At 39.6% G+C, this 15,783-nt stretch carries 20 protein-coding genes and 1 tRNA gene; 11 read left to right on the top strand and 10 right to left on the bottom strand.

Features of this window, described 5'->3' with window-relative positions; genetic code table 11:
- Positions 1-2: 2 nt before the first annotated feature.
- Positions 3-1,298 carry a competence/damage-inducible protein A gene (locus tag ACST14_RS02115; RefSeq protein WP_459460084.1) on the bottom strand — a complete coding sequence of 432 codons (1,296 nt, stop codon included), beginning with the start codon at positions 1,296-1,298 and terminating at the stop codon, positions 3-5.
- Between ACST14_RS02115 and gldC the strand changes: the two genes are divergently transcribed.
- Complete coding sequence (gene gldC, locus ACST14_RS02120) at positions 1,297-1,653, top strand: gliding motility protein GldC (protein ID WP_459460086.1); 357 nt, start codon at positions 1,297-1,299, stop codon at positions 1,651-1,653. The genes ACST14_RS02115 and gldC overlap by 2 nt on opposite strands.
- Positions 1,650-2,681 carry a thioredoxin family protein gene (locus ACST14_RS02125; protein ID WP_459460088.1) on the top strand — a complete coding sequence of 344 codons (1,032 nt, stop codon included), beginning with the start codon at positions 1,650-1,652 and terminating at the stop codon, positions 2,679-2,681. The genes gldC and ACST14_RS02125 overlap by 4 nt, the downstream gene beginning before the upstream one ends.
- On the opposite strand, the gene ACST14_RS02130 is transcribed toward ACST14_RS02125, so the two are convergent.
- From ACST14_RS02130 to ACST14_RS02145, 4 genes are read right to left on the bottom strand one after another with little or no spacing between them, the layout of a single operon-like run.
- Complete coding sequence (locus ACST14_RS02130) at positions 2,682-2,870, bottom strand: DUF6728 family protein (protein WP_459460090.1); 189 nt, start codon at positions 2,868-2,870, stop codon at positions 2,682-2,684.
- Between the two features lie 3 nt (positions 2,871-2,873).
- Positions 2,874-4,859 (bottom strand): (E)-4-hydroxy-3-methylbut-2-enyl-diphosphate synthase, encoded by a 1,986-nt coding sequence (gene ispG, locus ACST14_RS02135; RefSeq protein WP_459460092.1) that lies wholly within the window; start codon positions 4,857-4,859, stop codon positions 2,874-2,876.
- A gap of 30 nt (positions 4,860-4,889) precedes the next feature.
- The gene (locus ACST14_RS02140) at positions 4,890-6,092 is read right to left on the bottom strand and encodes a sugar MFS transporter (protein ID WP_459460094.1); all 1,203 of its coding nucleotides are present in this window, start codon (positions 6,090-6,092) and stop codon (positions 4,890-4,892) included.
- Between the two features lie 5 nt (positions 6,093-6,097).
- On the bottom strand, positions 6,098-7,450 hold the full coding sequence (locus ACST14_RS02145; RefSeq protein ID WP_459460096.1) for a Gfo/Idh/MocA family protein: 1,353 nt from the start codon (positions 7,448-7,450) through the stop codon (positions 6,098-6,100).
- 69 nt (positions 7,451-7,519) lie between these two features.
- Between ACST14_RS02145 and ACST14_RS02150 the strand changes: the two genes are divergently transcribed.
- Genes ACST14_RS02150 through ACST14_RS02160 form a run of 3 tightly spaced genes read left to right on the top strand, consistent with a single transcriptional unit; the run spans position 7,520 to position 9,304 of the window.
- Complete coding sequence (locus ACST14_RS02150) at positions 7,520-7,942, top strand: 6-pyruvoyl trahydropterin synthase family protein (RefSeq protein ID WP_459460098.1); 423 nt, start codon at positions 7,520-7,522, stop codon at positions 7,940-7,942.
- Positions 7,902-8,603 (top strand): GTP cyclohydrolase I FolE, encoded by a 702-nt coding sequence (folE, locus tag ACST14_RS02155; RefSeq protein WP_459460100.1) that lies wholly within the window; start codon positions 7,902-7,904, stop codon positions 8,601-8,603. The genes ACST14_RS02150 and folE overlap by 41 nt, the downstream gene beginning before the upstream one ends.
- A 2-nt stretch (positions 8,604-8,605) precedes the next feature.
- Entirely contained in the window at positions 8,606-9,304 is a 699-nt protein-coding gene (locus ACST14_RS02160) for an SDR family NAD(P)-dependent oxidoreductase (RefSeq protein ID WP_459460102.1), read from the top strand.
- On the opposite strand, the gene ACST14_RS02165 is transcribed toward ACST14_RS02160, so the two are convergent.
- A complete protein-coding gene (locus ACST14_RS02165) occupies positions 9,301-10,287 on the bottom strand; it encodes a cation diffusion facilitator family transporter (RefSeq protein ID WP_459460104.1) in 987 nt (328 codons plus the stop codon). The genes ACST14_RS02160 and ACST14_RS02165 overlap by 4 nt on opposite strands.
- 26 nt (positions 10,288-10,313) lie before the next feature.
- Between ACST14_RS02165 and ACST14_RS02170 the strand changes: the two genes are divergently transcribed.
- Positions 10,314-10,868 carry an NUDIX domain-containing protein gene (locus ACST14_RS02170; protein WP_459460106.1) on the top strand — a complete coding sequence of 185 codons (555 nt, stop codon included), beginning with the start codon at positions 10,314-10,316 and terminating at the stop codon, positions 10,866-10,868.
- Here ACST14_RS02170 and surE read toward each other — a convergent pair.
- The gene (gene surE, locus ACST14_RS02175) at positions 10,839-11,606 is read right to left on the bottom strand and encodes a 5'/3'-nucleotidase SurE (RefSeq protein WP_459460108.1); all 768 of its coding nucleotides are present in this window, start codon (positions 11,604-11,606) and stop codon (positions 10,839-10,841) included. The genes ACST14_RS02170 and surE overlap by 30 nt on opposite strands.
- Positions 11,607-11,642: 36 nt before the next feature.
- On the opposite strand from surE, the gene ACST14_RS02180 reads away from it, so the two are divergent.
- Positions 11,643-12,119, top strand: coding sequence for a GNAT family N-acetyltransferase (locus ACST14_RS02180; protein ID WP_459460110.1), 477 nt, complete (start codon positions 11,643-11,645; stop codon positions 12,117-12,119).
- Here the strand turns inward: ACST14_RS02180 and ACST14_RS02185 are convergent.
- Positions 12,085-12,966 carry a nucleoside phosphorylase gene (locus ACST14_RS02185; protein ID WP_459460112.1) on the bottom strand — a complete coding sequence of 294 codons (882 nt, stop codon included), beginning with the start codon at positions 12,964-12,966 and terminating at the stop codon, positions 12,085-12,087. The two genes, ACST14_RS02180 and ACST14_RS02185, sit on opposite strands and share 35 nt — an antisense overlap.
- 55 nt (positions 12,967-13,021) lie before the next feature.
- Here ACST14_RS02185 and ACST14_RS02190 point away from each other — a divergent pair, with 55 nt between their 5' ends.
- From ACST14_RS02190 to ACST14_RS02200, 3 genes are read left to right on the top strand one after another with little or no spacing between them, the layout of a single operon-like run.
- Entirely contained in the window at positions 13,022-13,459 is a 438-nt protein-coding gene (locus ACST14_RS02190) for a hypothetical protein (RefSeq protein WP_459460114.1), read from the top strand.
- Complete coding sequence (locus ACST14_RS02195) at positions 13,456-13,782, top strand: DUF2834 domain-containing protein (protein ID WP_459460116.1); 327 nt, start codon at positions 13,456-13,458, stop codon at positions 13,780-13,782. Before ACST14_RS02190 ends, ACST14_RS02195 begins: the two co-directional genes overlap by 4 nt.
- 5 nt (positions 13,783-13,787) lie before the next feature.
- Complete coding sequence (locus tag ACST14_RS02200; protein WP_459460118.1) at positions 13,788-14,141, top strand: iron chaperone; 354 nt, start codon at positions 13,788-13,790, stop codon at positions 14,139-14,141.
- On the opposite strand, the gene trhO is transcribed toward ACST14_RS02200, so the two are convergent.
- Together trhO and ACST14_RS02210 are read right to left on the bottom strand one after the other, a co-directional pair.
- Positions 14,132-15,121, bottom strand: a complete 990-nt coding sequence (gene trhO / locus ACST14_RS02205; protein ID WP_459460120.1) for an oxygen-dependent tRNA uridine(34) hydroxylase TrhO — start codon at positions 15,119-15,121, stop codon at positions 14,132-14,134. The two genes, ACST14_RS02200 and trhO, sit on opposite strands and share 10 nt — an antisense overlap.
- Positions 15,122-15,157: 36 nt before the next feature.
- A tRNA-Leu gene (locus ACST14_RS02210) sits at positions 15,158-15,240 on the bottom strand.
- A 73-nt stretch (positions 15,241-15,313) separates the two neighbouring features.
- Here ACST14_RS02210 and ACST14_RS02215 point away from each other — a divergent pair.
- Positions 15,314-15,682 (top strand): DUF3127 domain-containing protein, encoded by a 369-nt coding sequence (locus ACST14_RS02215; RefSeq protein WP_459460122.1) that lies wholly within the window; start codon positions 15,314-15,316, stop codon positions 15,680-15,682.
- Positions 15,683-15,783: the final 101 nt, after the last annotated feature.

The raw sequence follows: 15,783 nt of genomic DNA on the forward strand, positions 1-15,783 counted from the left end.
GCTTAGGTTAAATCGTTTAATAAATATTTGCGCAGCAAATTTACACAAGCTAGAGAGCTTAAATAAATATTTTGCATGCGATTTCCTCCTAAAGTTAATTTTCTTGTAATTACGCCGTTCTCATGAGCAAGCGCAATCCAAACGGTTCCCACCGGTTTTTCGTCCGTTCCGCCATCAGGTCCGGCAATACCGGATGTAGCTAAAGCAAACGTAGTGCTCAGTCGCCGTTGCACTCCTACAGCCATTGCTTTTATACATTCTTCAGATACAGCACCATTTTTTGCAAGTATATCCGCAGAAACACCAAGCTGATCCATTTTCACCTGATTAGCATAAGAGAGAATACCTCCTAAGAAATAAGCTGACGAACCTGCATTTTGTGTAAACTGGTGGGCCAAATGTCCGCCAGTGCAACTCTCTGCCACGGCAAGTGTTGCCTTTTTATCAATTAACAGTCGACCTACCACCTCAGCTAATTCGTCCTTCTCATATCCATAGATATAGGATTGAATCAATGGAAGCACTTTCTGCAATTCTACCTCCACTTCAGCCTTCAATACCTCTAAATCTTCACCTAAAGCAGTTAAACGTAGCTTTACAATACCAATAGAAGGCAAATAGGCTAATTTAATATGAACTGGTAATTGCAATTCCCAAGTCTCAATGAGATCAGATAAATAGGATTCCCCTATCCCTACCGTCTTGATAAGCTTATGGAAGATGATAGGCGTTTTAAAATGCTTTACTAGGCGCGGGAGCACTTCCTGCTCCATGATTGATTTCATTTCATAAGGAACTCCAGGCATTGAAACCCAAATCACTCCTTTTTCATTAAACCACATACCAGGTGCAGTTCCTTGACTGTTGCGAACAAACTCAGCCTTGGCAGGCAGTAAAGCTTGATCCCGATTAATATCCGATAATTCTCGGCCACGCTTTGCAAAGAATTCGGTTACATCTTGAAGGGCCCCTGAGTGCATTTGAAGGTCACAATCAAAATATTCAGCCAGAATTTTCTTCGTTAAATCATCTTTAGTCGGGCCTAATCCGCCCGTTATAAAAACAACATCAGCTCGCTGAGCCGCTTCGTTAAGTATCTGAAGAATTTCTGATTTTTGATCCCCCACGGAAGATTTCCGCACGGTTTTTATACCTAATTTGTCTAATTCAAGACTGATCCATTGCGTGTTAGTATCAAGGATTTGCCCGTATAGAATCTCATCTCCAATGGTAATAATTTCAGCCCTAACCATTAATTTCCTTAATTTATACGAAAATACGATTAATTTTACATCCATGAAACATTCTGAAATCAATTTTAAGATACAATTAGACGACCAAAATATCCCAGAGCAAATCTCATGGTCAGCTACCGATAATCCGAACGAAGGCATCGAAGAAACCAAGGCTATTTTAGTAGCCACTTGGGATCCCTATCACAAGGGAACATTGACTTTGCCGCTTTGGACAAAAGACATGGAAGTAGTAGATATGAAAAGATTCTTTATCGAAATAGTGGGCACCGTGGCTGATGCTTCATTACAAGCCACAGGAGATAATTTCTTCGCACAAGAGCTAGAATCCGTTTGTCGCACCTTGTCATCTCATTTACAAAAAGAAATCGTAGCTGCTGAAAAAGGCACCAAAAAATGAAATACATACTCCTAACTCTGCTTTTACCTTTTTTGAGTGTTGCTCAAGGAATTGATTTTTTACAGGTGAATTCGTTGCAAGAAGCGAGATCAGCTGCCATTAAGCAAAATAAGTTACTCTTCATGGAGATCTATGCCCCGGATTGCCACGTTTGCACTTCATTCAAAGGTGTATTTAATCAAGCGGCAGTGGGAGCGGTGTATAACAAAAACTTTATTAATTACCAATTAGACATTCGCAATCCTGCGAATCAAATGGCTTTAAAGCAGGCAGGCATTATTGTCAACGCAACGCCTACCTTCGTATTTTTCGAGCCAAAATCGATGAAAATCATTCAAGCACGGATCTTTGGAGAAAAAGAAAATACGGTAGCCATGGTAAATGGAATAGGCACCAAAGCGGCTAATCCTGCTGAGCAAGTATCCCAATTTCCTAAACGGTTAGAGGCCAGAGAAAAGAATCCAGGTATGCTATTAAATTATGCTGAATATGCCCGGATTACGGGTGATACGTTGGCAAATATCAAGGCAATGAATGCCTATATAGGCTTATTGAAACCTGCACAATATAGTTCACAGTCTACCTTCAATGTAATGCAAGTGGCCTTAATGAGCCATGATAATCGTTTATTTGATTATTTCATTCGCAACCTGAACTATTATAATTCCATATTCGACCCTTCTGTGGTCAGAATGATTTATGAGAATATCTTCCAACTCACCTTAACCAGCTCACGCTCCTCTCAACTAGGAGAAGTAGGAATGGTGAAACTAAAATCACAAATGGCTAGAACGGGCCTAGATCGCTCTAGTATCGTTCGTAGAACCTGGATGGTAGAATCTGATATGTTGTTTAAACAGCGTAAAGCTACGCAGGCAATGAAGGTAATTGATGAACTCATCAATTCTATGCCAGATGCCTTAGGTCCTAAGGAAAATCAATTCCTATGTGATTATGTGAAAGGAAAAACGAAAGACGCTAGCGCTTTGAAAAAGGCAAAAAATTGGTGCCTGTACGGGACGAAATAACTAGCGAATAAAGGCGCGGTAAGTCATCACGATTAAGCATACGATAAACATCAAAATGGATATCTTGTTAATCGTGTGCATCGCACGAATATTGAAATTAGAGGGCGCACCTGGTTTAGGTTTCTTGAAGACGCGAACGAAATACGTAAAAACTTCACCTACCTTAAATTGTTCTCTTAATCTGCTCATTTTCTATTCGTTTACAGACGGCTCTCGCCAGTCCCCATGTTCTTTAATTAGTTGAATTAACTCATCTACTGCTGAATCCGCAGGAACGGATTTCTTTACGATGTCTTGACCCTTGTAAAGTGCAATTTTGTCTTTTCCTATACCTACATAGCCATAATCTGCATCAGCCATTTCTCCTGGACCATTAACAATACAACCCATAATACCGATTTTAACCCCTTTTAAGTGATCGGTTTTTTGGCGAATCATGGCTGTTGTTTCTTGTAAGTCAAATAAGGTTCGGCCACAAGAAGGACAAGAAATATATTCCGTCTTCGATATACGCATTCTGCTAGCCTGAAGCGTCCCAAAATTAGTCGCATTACACAAGGCTTCCTTATTTTTAGCATGATTCAAGCTTAATAAAAGCCCATCTCCAAAGCCATCAATAAATAGTGCTCCTCCATCAGTGGGAGCAAATAATTGAAATTGATCATCTGAAATGGACGAATAATTCAAGTGAATAATAACCGGATTATCTATCGCTTTTTCCTTCAAATGAAAAAAAGCACGGCGAATGGCTGGCATTTGATGCGCATTCGATGAATTCAACACAATCACGCTTGTCTTATCAAAAGAATCAGCGCCACTTAGTAATTCTGCTGCATCTACCTGAACAAAATTCAAAACAGGATGCTTAACGTTCGTTACTTCATACTCCGCATACGTAAATAGCGGATATACAAAATCAGAGGCCTGATAAACAGAGGCATCTTGTATCTGACGCAAACCGTTAGGCAACATAAAATCAAGCGCTTGCTTTCCTGTATAGATAAAGTCAGCCCCTAAATCATTCATGGCCCATTTATCGGGCTCAGGCAAATAAAAATGACCAATTGCTTTTAAATCTACAATCTCAATGGATGCCCGAGTGGAGAAATCCGCAATTACCCGCGGTACTTGATGTCCACCAATCGAAAAAATCTCCGAGGTCTTTCGACGGGAATGTGCGAAAGGGTTAATAGGGGAGTCATATTTGGGCGAAATACCACTAAAAACTGAAATCGGATCTTGTGATGAAGCGCGTGAGTCATAACGACGAACTAAATCTTGCGCCACAGGAATTTCAAATTCAGGATCCTCCGTCAATGAAACGCGAATCGTATCGCCTAAACCATCTTCTAATAAAGTTCCTATACCTACAGCAGATTTAATCCGACCATCTTCACCCTCCCCAGCCTCAGTCACACCTAAGTGCATCGGATAATCCTTAAATCCGCCGTCTTTCAATTTTTTGCTTAATAAACGATAAGCTTCCACCATCACCTGCGTATTCGATGATTTCATCGACAGCACAATATTAAAATAGTTTTCATCTTCACAGATGCGCAGAAATTCTAAAGCCGATTCCACCATCCCATTAGGTGTATCACCATAACGACTTAGAATTCGATCAGACAATGATCCGTGGTTCGTTCCGATACGCATCGCTGTTCCATATTCCTTGCAAATATGGACTAAGGGCAAAAACTTATTACGAATACGATCTAATTCAGCTGCATAAGACGCATCAGTATAATCAATTGTCTCAAAACGCTTCTTATCCGCGTAATTACCCGGATTAATACGCACCTTTTCGACGATTCTAGCTGCTAATTCAGCTGCATTAGGTGTAAAGTGTATATCAGCTACTAAGGGTGTATGATAACCGCGTTCACGTAAACCTTTTCGAATGTTCTCTAGGTTTTGCGCTTCCTTCACGGAAGGAGCCGTAATTCTAACTAATTCACAGCCTGCATCAATCATGCGAATAGATTGCTCGATGGAACCTTGGGTATCCATCGTATCTACTGTGGTCATCGACTGAATCCGAATAGGAAAGTCTGAACCTACATAAAGATCCCCGATTTGAACAGGAATGGTGCTTCGTCTAGTATACGTGTACAAGGACGAGGCATAACGATTACCGTCTGCAATTAAAGGGTCTGTGGAAAAGGATAAATTAGACATAGCGGGAATAAAACGCAAAAATAGGCAATTCTACTTCCAAGAACTCTTTTTATGACCAATTGTTGCGTAATAATAGATAAAAATATAGCAGGGAATCAAAATCATATAAGCCGATTGCGTATTACCTATCTGATCCGCTATTTTGCCATACAACAAAGGCATTAAGGCTCCACCAGAAATCATCATAATAATTAAGGCGCTACCGATCTTAGTAAATTTCCCCAATCCTTTAATCGCTAAAGGCCATAAGGCTGGCCACATCAACGCATTAGCTAAACCTAACAGAGCTAAACATAAAACAGACATAAATCCTGTCAATGTAATGGCGCCTATCGAAAATAAGACTCCTAAAATAGCCGAATAGTTCAAGGCTTTTTGCTGGGATAGGTATTTGGGGATAAAAAAGATACCTACCACGTAACCCACTAACATTCCATATAAGGTGTAGGTGGTAAATATTTTCGCTACATCTTGACTAAATCCTTGTGAAACACCATAATTAATAATCGTGTCACCAGCAATTACTTCTACTCCTACGTACAAGAAAAAAGCCACTAGACCTAAGACTAAACTCGGATAAGACCAAACACTTGACTTCGTAATTCCAGCTTCCTCTACTGTCTCTTCCGCTTCTACCTCAGGTAAAGACGAGAACCATACCCAAACGGCTAGAACTACTAAAACGGCTGTCATAATACCATAAGGCATAATAACGATGGCTAATTTCGAGGAACCCGCGACCGCACTTGATAGAAATAAACCACCAAAGATAAACTGACTTAAAATTCCTGCGACCTTATTACAAATTCCCATCACAGAAATACGCTGCGCCGCAGATTCAGCAGGGCCTAAAATAGTTACATAGGGATTAGAAGCTGTTTGTAAAAGCGCTAGGCCAGTTCCAATAACGAAAAGACCGAATAAAAACATCGGATAATTCTCCATTTGAGCAGCAGGAATGAACAATAAGGTTCCTACTGCCATGGCTAAAAGTCCTAAAGACATCCCTTTTTTAAAGCCGGTCTTAGCTAAGACCCAAGAAGACGGAATCGCCATCACGAAATAGGAGATGAAAAAAGCAAAGGTGACTAATAGTGAATCGAAATTGTTTAATTGAAAAGCATCCTTAAAGAAGGCGATTAGCACCGAATTCACCCAGGTCACAAATCCGAAGACAAAGAAGAGAATTCCAATAATTAATAAAGGTCCGTTTACGTTTTTTGATTGGTTCATTTGGTTTAGTATTGATCGTTTAAAGCAAAAATTGGTTGATTTTTTTTCCATTTACCCCGGGTAAAATCGGGAATTTGAATAGGAGCGGAGCCTTTCTTAATAGACTCCTCTGAAAGGGGTGCAATAGCAGACCAAGCCGCCGCGTCATATACGTCGATCGGTGGCGCTACTTTCGCTTTAATTGCCTCAATAAAGGCTCTTAAAACAAAATAATCGATTCCTCCATGGCCCGCATTCTCCGCATCTGCTGCATGCGTTTTCCACAAAGGATGATCGTATTTGTCTAAATAAGGCTTAGCATCTTCCCAGCGATGCGCTTTGGCAGAAACACCTTCGAGATAAATCGATTTATTATCTTCCATCCAAAGACCTTTCGTTCCCTGAACTCTAAATCCTAGTGAATAGGGACGAGGTGAATTCGTATCATGCGTAATAAGGATTGTTTCTCCGTTTACACACTTGATCATTGTCTGAACAATATCGCCACATTTGAAATTTACACTGGCATTAGGATGATCAGCACCCCCTTTTTCAACGATATAATTATGTAATCCCAAAGCAGGTGTCGCCATCGACGTTAAATAAGCAAACTGATTTCCACGGTTAATATTTAACATTTCAGCCACTGGTCCTAAGCCATGAGTAGGATATAAGTCCCCGTTGCGATCGACAGAATGCTGGGTACGCCATTTGGCCTCTGAAAAACCCTTCTCCCCAAATTCAACACCAACACCAGAACCCTGCTTTCCATCATTAAATTTCACTTCACGTAAATCATGTTGATAACCACATTGAACGTGATTTAAGGTCCCAAACATCCCTTGGCGAACCATATTTAAAGTTGCCAGCACATCTCTTCGGTAACACACATTCTCTAAAATCATGCAATGAGAACCTGTTTTTTCGTACATGTTCACCAGATCCCAAGATTCCTTCAAGGTAACAGTAGCCGAAACTTCCACGCCAGCATATTTGCCTTGTTTCATCACTTCTAAGGCCATCGGAACATGCCATTCCCATGGGGTTGCAATGACAACACCATCGATATCCGTACGTTTAGCTAAATTCTCAAAATCTTTTTCCGTCTTACCGTATACAGCGGGGGTAGGTCTTCCTTTGCCTGATACCATTTTCAAGGCTATATCTATGGCCTTCAGGTCAATATCGCAAATCGCCACCACTTCAACGTCTGGTCGATACATAGCCATTTCCAAGTGACTTTGGCCTCTTAATCCCACACCTATAAAACCTAAACGTACTTTTGTTTGTTCTACTGGTGTATGACTCAAGAAAGTGGGAAACAAAGCGGTACCAGAGGTGTATACTAAGGAATCAGAGATAAATTTCCTTCTTTTCATATATTAACAATAGGTTATTAAAGATGAAATTTAAGGAAAATACTTTAATTTTATACGAATTTAGAAAAAATGACTGAAGCAACACGCGTTACCGTATTCCGTAAAGAACATTTCAATGCAGCTCATCGATTGCATAACCCACTTTGGACTGCTGAGAAGAACAAAGAAATATTTGGTTTATGTAACAATGCAAACTACCACGGACATAATTATGAATTAATTATTCAGGTTACCGGAACAATTGACCCAGAAACGGGTTATGTTATTGATACAAAGTTTTTATCTGATTTAGCGCAAACAGAAGTATGCAAAAAATTTGATCACAAGAATTTAAATTTAGACGTACCTGAGTTCGCAGATTTAAATCCTTCAGCAGAAAACATTGTCATCGTTATTTACAACAAATTGAGGGCTAAACTCCCTTCTAAGTTAGATTTAAAAATCAGATTATATGAAACCGAACGAAATTTCGTTGAATTCCCTGCTAATTGATAATGACCATTTCTTGTTGAATGACGAGGAAATTGGGGACAATCATGTAGCCACCTCTATCGAAACACCGATGAGGGAGGATGCATTTGATCTTTCTGATTCAGAAAAAATAGACATTATTGAAGCTCATTTCCGTGAAATCATGTTAACCTTAGGTTTAGACCTAACGGATGATTCATTGCGCGGTACACCTAAGCGCGTAGCTAAAATGTACATTAAAGAGATTTTCAATGGATTGAATCCAGCTAATGAGCCTAAAATAGCCTTATTTGAAAATAAATATGGGTATAATGAGATGCTGATCGAAAAGAATATCTCTTTCTATTCGAATTGCGAACATCATTTTGTGCCCATCGTAGGTAAAACACACATTGCATACGTTTCATCGGGTCAAGTAATTGGGCTTTCGAAATTGAATCGCATTGTTCAATATTTTGCTAAAAGACCGCAAGTTCAAGAGCGTCTTACTATGCAAATTGCTAAATACCTTCAAAAGGTTTTGAAAACGGATCACGTGGCGGTTTTCATCGATGCTAAACACTTGTGCGTTTCTTCAAGAGGCGTTAAAGATGATGCTACTTCTACGATTACATCGTATTATGGAGGTAAATTCCAAGACGATAGTACTAAAAGAGAATTCTTACAGTCCATTCAAGGGTAAACATGGGAAAATTTGTCATTGTAGGTGCTAGCCAAGGAATAGGCGAGGCCATTGCATCTTTATTGCTTTCAGCTGGTCACCAAGTTATTAATTTCTCTAGAAATCCATCCTCCATCACGGGCGTTGAAAATCACACGTGGGATGCTTTAGAGGTTGATGATTCAGCAATTGCGGCCATTACTGGTCCCTTAGATGGTATTGCTTATTGCCCAGGAAGCATAAATTTAAAGCCTTTTCATAGGATAACGTCCGCTGATTTTGAGAAAGATTTCCAAATCAATGTGTTGGGAGCCGTTCGAGTGATTCAAGCTTTATTACCTGCTTTAAAACAGTCAGAAACTTCTTCTATCGTCTTATTTAGTACAGTTGCCGTTCAAACCGGAATGGGATTCCATGCCTCTATTGCGAGTGCTAAAGGTGCCATAGAAGGTCTAACTCGTTCATTAGCAGCAGAATTAGCGGCAAATAAGATCCGGGTAAACGCTATCGCTCCCTCTTTGACTCAAACGCCATTAGCTGGGACTTTATTAAATTCACCAGAAAAAATAGAAGCTGGAGGAAAAAGACATCCATTAGGACGCGTAGGACAATCAGAAGATGTAGCTAATTTAGCAGCCTTCTTATTAAATCCGGCTAATTCATGGATTACAGGTCAGATTATCGGGGTAGACGGAGGAATCGGTTCCTTAAGAACCAATTAAGAACGAGCTAGAGTCTCGTTAAAATGTTTTTGGTTTAGGGCCAAATTCATTTGATTCCATTCAATTTTTTTCGAAAAAGCGATCTTTCTAATAGCACAATCAGCTATAGAGCAGTGGTTACAACATTCATCTAAGCAGGGATCTGCGTGAACAAAAATCTCCACATGAGTTGCTTGCAATTCCCCTAACATGGTTTCAAAACCATGAATTTCTTCGTGTGTTCTCTGTAAATCCCAAAACCGAGGTAAAGTCAAATGGCAATCAATATGCAAATCACCGCCATATTGCTGTACGCGCAAATTGTGCAGATCAATCCATTCCTCTTTTTTATTAGCCACAATCCAGTCGGTCACTTTTTCAAACAAGGCAGGATTCGTCTCATCCATTAAGGCAGCCACAGATTCCCGAATTAAATGAATCCCTTGCCAGCACATGAAACCAGCAAATAAGAAAGAAGCAATAGCATCTACCCAAAACCAATGCGTAAAATAAGTGATGGCTAAGGCTACTACCACTAGAATGCCATTATATGCATCTAAACGAAGGTGCTTGCCATCTGCAATCAAGGCTGGTGAATGAGAGCTTCGCCCTTTCTTCACTAAATAGTATCCTAATAATCCATTAATAGCCGCTGAAACAAAGGATACGGCCATACCCACGTCTAAACTCTTCAAGGCCGGAGACGCATATAAATGCTGCGAAGCGTGTAAGAAAATATAGGCTGAGGCTAATAAAATAAGTACTCCTTCTAATCCTGAGGCAAAAAATTCGATTTTCCCATGTCCATAGGGATGATTTAGGTCTTTAGGTAAAGAAGCTAAATAAATCGAATAATAAGCGAAGCAAGCAGCCACTACATTAATAATCGATTCTAATGCATCTGTCAATAAAGTCGTCGAGCCACTTAAAAAATAGACATAAAACTTCGCTACCATAATAGCTAAAGACAACACAAAAGAAAGAAGGACAAGCCGCTGTTTCATCAGCACAAAGATAGTATTTTTACCGGATGGAAAAGGAAAACAATCCCTGGAAAACAATCAGCGAGGAGACGGCCTATGAGAATGCTTGGATTCGGGTAGAACATCATGAAGTACTGAATCCCGCCGGTAATCCAGGTATTTACGGAAAAGTACATTTTAAAAATACCGCTGTAGCCATTATAGCAGTCGACTCAGAGGGCTTCACCTATTTAGTAGGTCAATTCCGCTATACTTTAAATACCTATTCCTGGGAAGTGCCAGAAGGAGGTTGCTCGATCGAATCAGGAGAATCCATTTTAGAGGCCGCTAAACGCGAACTTTTAGAAGAAACTGGTTTAGTCGCTTTAGAGTGGAAAGAATTAGGGGAGGTTTACCTTTCTAATTCGGTGAGTGATGAAAAGGCGGTGATATATTTAGCCCAAAACCTAAGTCAGCATCAAGCCTGCCCAGAAGAGACGGAACAATTAAAAATACGGAAACTACCTTTAAAAGAAGCTTTAGAAATGGCGCAAAATGGAGAAATTACGGATGCTCTCAGCGTTCTAAGTCTTCTAAAGATCCCAGCTTTGCATCTCTTTTAGTTCGTCGTAATCCGTCAAATCATACTTAATAGGCACAATACTGACATAATTTTCAGCTAAAGCATCTAAATCCGTATTGTTATTCAAATCCTCATTAAATAAGTCCCCATCCATCCAATAATACGGTTTTCCATAGGGATCTTTACGCTCTTCAAAACGTTCTCTAAAGATGGCATTCGCCTGCTTTACCACTTTCACTCCTTGCAATGGCATAGAAGAAAAGGCTGGGAAATTGACATTCAAAGTCAAACCTTTAGGCAGACCATGAACTAAAACTTGTTGGCAAATTTTGATAATATAATCGTGGCAATGAGAAAAGTTCGCATCTGAGGCAAAATCACAAAGGGAGAACCCGATGGCAGGAATACCTTCCATCGCAGCTTCGATAGCCGCAGACATCGTTCCTGAATATAAAACAGCGATAGACGCGTTAGAGCCGTGGTTAATTCCAGAAACGACTAAATCAATTTTTCTATCTTTTAAAATCTGGTGCTTTCCTATCTTCACACAATCCGCAGGAGTTCCTGAACATTTATAAGATTGTACCTGATCGCCAAAATCATTCGTTTTCACCACGCGAAGTGGTTCTCCTAAGGTAATGGCATGTCCCATTCCGGATTGATGGGTATCTGGAGCCACCACCACGACCTCGCCTAGTTCAGACATAATCTCAGTGAGGACACGAATGCCTTTGGAATAGATAGAATCATCGTTTGCGATGAGAATAAGTGGCTTCATTTTTGCTATTTTGAATGCAATTTACAAATTTTGAGGATGATTTTACGCAAAGCGAGACTCGAAGATATACCTACCATACAAGAAATTGCAGAGGAAGCATGGAGACCTACTTATGGGCATATTTTGACAGAAGAGCAGACCTTGTACATGATTCCGATGATGTATGCTAATGAGGTGATTAAACCGCAAATCGACTTGTTTTCTATGTTAGAAGAGGATGGTTTTACGATAGGATATTGTGCTTTTGAAATTACTTCTGAAACAGATGGAAAATTACATAAACTCTATTTGCGTCCATCTATAAAACAAAAAGGAGCCGGATCTTTCATGATTGATCAAATCAGCTTGCAGGCGCGCTCGTTAGGCCTTACATCGATCTATTTAAATGTAAATAAATTGAATTCAGCTGTTGAGTTTTACCTAAAGAAAGGATTTATAGTGGAACACGAAATGGTCTTAGACATAGGAAATGGCTATGTTATGGACGATTATGTGATGCGATTATACCTATAGCTTTTTCAATCAAGGACATAATTTGTCCTTCCGGATTTTTCGAAAATTCTTGCGTAATGCGATTCGCTAAAATAGCATTCAAAGAAATCATTTCATGCCCCATTGCACCAGCAAAAGCATAATAGGCTGCTGTTTCCATCTCAATATTCGTTATTTCTTGGTCCCCAAAATTTGCCGCGGCTACTTTTTGTAGAAAATCAGGCCTCAGCGATTTCATTCGAATCGTTCTACCTTGAGGTGCATAAAAACCTGGTGCAGTTAAGGTTACACCCTGGAACGCATCTAATAAAGCAAATTGTGCTAATAAAGTAGCACTTGCTTTCGCTGCATAAAGTGGAAAAGGATAATCGATAGCTTTTGTCCATTGCGCCAGGACATCCTCCGGTATCGACTGAGCTGAATCAAAGCCATAAAACTGAGCTAAATTATCAAATCCAATGGCAGCCTTAGAAATTAAAATAGAATCCACCGGAATGTGCGCTTGAATACTTCCAGAAGTACCTATTCTGATAAGCTTTAAAGATCTTTTTTCTGATTTCTCCAATCGTGTTTCAAAATCGATGTTTACCAAAGCATCTAATTCATTCATCACAATCTCCACATTATCCGCCCCAATACCACTTGATAAAACTCCAATTTTCTTACCCTTCAAAATGCCTAAATGAGTCACAAACTCCCGCTTATGTACCATTTCAGTAATCTCATCGAAAAATTGAGCTACCAAAGGAACGCGCTCAGGATCGCCTACCAGAATAAGCGTATCAGGAATTTGGTCAGGACGCAAGTTCAAATGATACGAACTTCCATCCGGATTAATAAGTAAGTCAGTGGGGGAGAAATAGGTCATGCGCAAATTTATTGATAATTTTCCAATGTAATTAGTCTTCCTTGAAAGTATCAAAATGAAAAGCATCAAGTCCGAAATACACTCAACTCTTTGCTCCATTCTCGAAAAATCAGTAGAGGAAGCTCGAAGAGAGTATATTTTGGCCAAAGAATCCCGCGATTCCGATACAAAAAGCAGCGCGGGGGATAAGTTTGAAACGGGGCGCGAAATGATGCAGCGGGAGATGGATAAAATAAGTGCCCTTATCGATTCAACACAAAACTCGTTAAAAAAATTAAATCACCTAGCTACTGAACCGGCTCAGGTAGTATGCGAAGGGAGTTTAGTGGAAACCGATCAAGGAATTTATTATATCTCGATTGGTTTTGGCAAATTAGATGAGGTGTATGCGATTTCCGTGGAATCGCCTTTGGGATCCATATTAAAGGGTAAGAAAATAGGGGAGAGCGTCGAAATGAGAAGCAAAAAAATCACTATAAAGTCTATTTTATGAAAAATGCACACTATCTCTATTTAATCCTTTCTATAGTAGGGGGCGGATTCACCTTTTACTTTGTGTATGAAGGAATGATGTTACATAATGGAACATTTAATGTAATTGAATTTGTCCAAAGTACCTGGACAGCAAACCCTTATGCAAAAAGTATAAGTTGTGACTTTTTGACTGGCGCCATAGCTGGCACACTTTTTATACTTTTAGAGGGAATCCGAATCAAAATCAAATACCTTTACCTGTATTTAATGGCTACCGTTTTAATAGGATTTGCCTTTGCATTCCCTTTATTTTTATTTTTTAGACACCGAAAATTAGCCTAATTTTTATGGATGATTATATCAAAACCTTTCCGGAGACGACACAAAAAATCTTAATTGAAGTCAGGGACGCTATTCGTTCTGTCGTGCCTGAGGGAACGGAAGAAACGATGTCTTATGGTATGCCTACCTATAAATTAAATGGAAATCTGATACATTTTGCTGCCTGGAATAACCATTTAGGCTTTTATCCGACTCCGAGTGGAATCAAGAATTTCGTACAAGAATTAGCCCCCTATGAGGGATCGAAAGGTGCGATTAAGTTCCCATATCATACACCTATGCCTTTAGAGCTCATAAAAGAGATCACTCTATTTAGAGTTCAGGAGAATTTAAACAAAAAGAAAAAGGCTCAAGATTGAGCCTTTTTTTGTTTTTCGATCTTTTCAGTACGTTTAAAAGATTTAAATCCCAATTCCGGCGAGTAACCCACCGAGTTTCTAGAATAATAACCTTTCTCATTAAACGGACGTTTCCGCGGGTGTTCTTTACATTCCGGAGAACAGGCCCCTTCCATTTCTTGTAAGCAGGCAGGACAAATCGCTAAATGCTCATTGCATTCTGGATTGGCGCAATTGACCATGTGATCTGATTTTGTTTGGCAAACATAACAGGTAGAAACCACTTCCGGATTTACTGAATTAACAGCCGTAGCCACGCGGTTATCGAAAACATAACAAGAACCATCAAAATCTTCACCGCCTTCCTCTAAACCATATTTAATGATGCCACCGTGCAACTGGTAGACGTCTGTAAATCCTTTTTCGATCAAATAAGCAGATGCTTTTTCACACTTAATACCGCCAGTGCAATACGTAATAACCTTTTTATTTTTTAGATGCTCAATCTCTTGCACATGATCTGGTAAATCACGCAGATTCTCCATGTCAAAAGTATAAGCACCTTTAAAACGACCTAATTCGTGTTCATAGTTCGATCGCATATCGACTAAAACAACATCAGGATCATTTTTTAATAATTGCTTGAATTCTTTTGGCTTTAAATGCTTACCCGTTCTTACCCGCGGATCCACCCCTAAATCAGAGTGAACGATTTCATCTTTAACCCGAACATGCAATTTATTGAACGTGTGAGCCTCATTTTCCTCGATTTTGAAATCGAAGTCAGTCCCAGCGAAAATAGGATCATTCTCTAACCAGTTCATATAGGCGAAGCAATCTGCTTTTAGCCCCGAAACCGTTCCATTCAAACCCTCTGCAGCGACAATAATTCTTCCCAAAAGGTTGTTTTCAATACAAAAAAGGTGATGTTTTACCCGGTACTCCTCCGGATCTTGGATAGGAGTATAGTTATAATAAAGCAATACACTGTAAGGTTTCATCTTCAACATGATTTACAGATTAAACAAAAAATTTAGTGACGATGGGGAGATTCGAACTCCCAAACCTAAGGGGCACTACCACCTCAAGGTAGCGTGTCTACCAATTTCACCACATCGCCAAAAACGGTTAGCAAAATTACCAATTATTTACTTACTTGCCAAGAATTACAGAACTCAAAAATATTACGCAAAATGGCTTTAGAAATAAGCGGTAAATTAATCAAGAAATTACCTGAAGTTACAGGAACAGGTAAAAACGGCACTAATTGGATCAAACAAGAATTTGTACTCGAAACACAAGATCAATACCCTAAGAAGGTATGTATGTCTGTTTGGGGAGATAAAACACAAGATTTAACTCCAGTTCAAGAGGGTGAAATCGTGAAAGTTCAATTCAACGTAGAATCAAGAGAATACAACGACCGTTGGTATACAGAGATTCGTGCTTATCGTTTAGATCGCACAGGATCAATTCCAGCAGGAGTAGAGCCTACGCCAGCAGCAGGTGGATATCAGTTTCCTCCATTAGCAGCTGAGAGTGGAGATGATTTACCATTTTAGTCGCTAGTCGTCAGTCGCTAGTCAAATAAATAATTTTAAAAGCCGGGACTTAGTTCTGGCTTTTTTATTTTATAAATTGTTTGAACATAACTAGCAACGAG

The sequence above is a fragment of the Aquirufa sp. A-Brett2-15D genome (assembly GCF_054558735.1).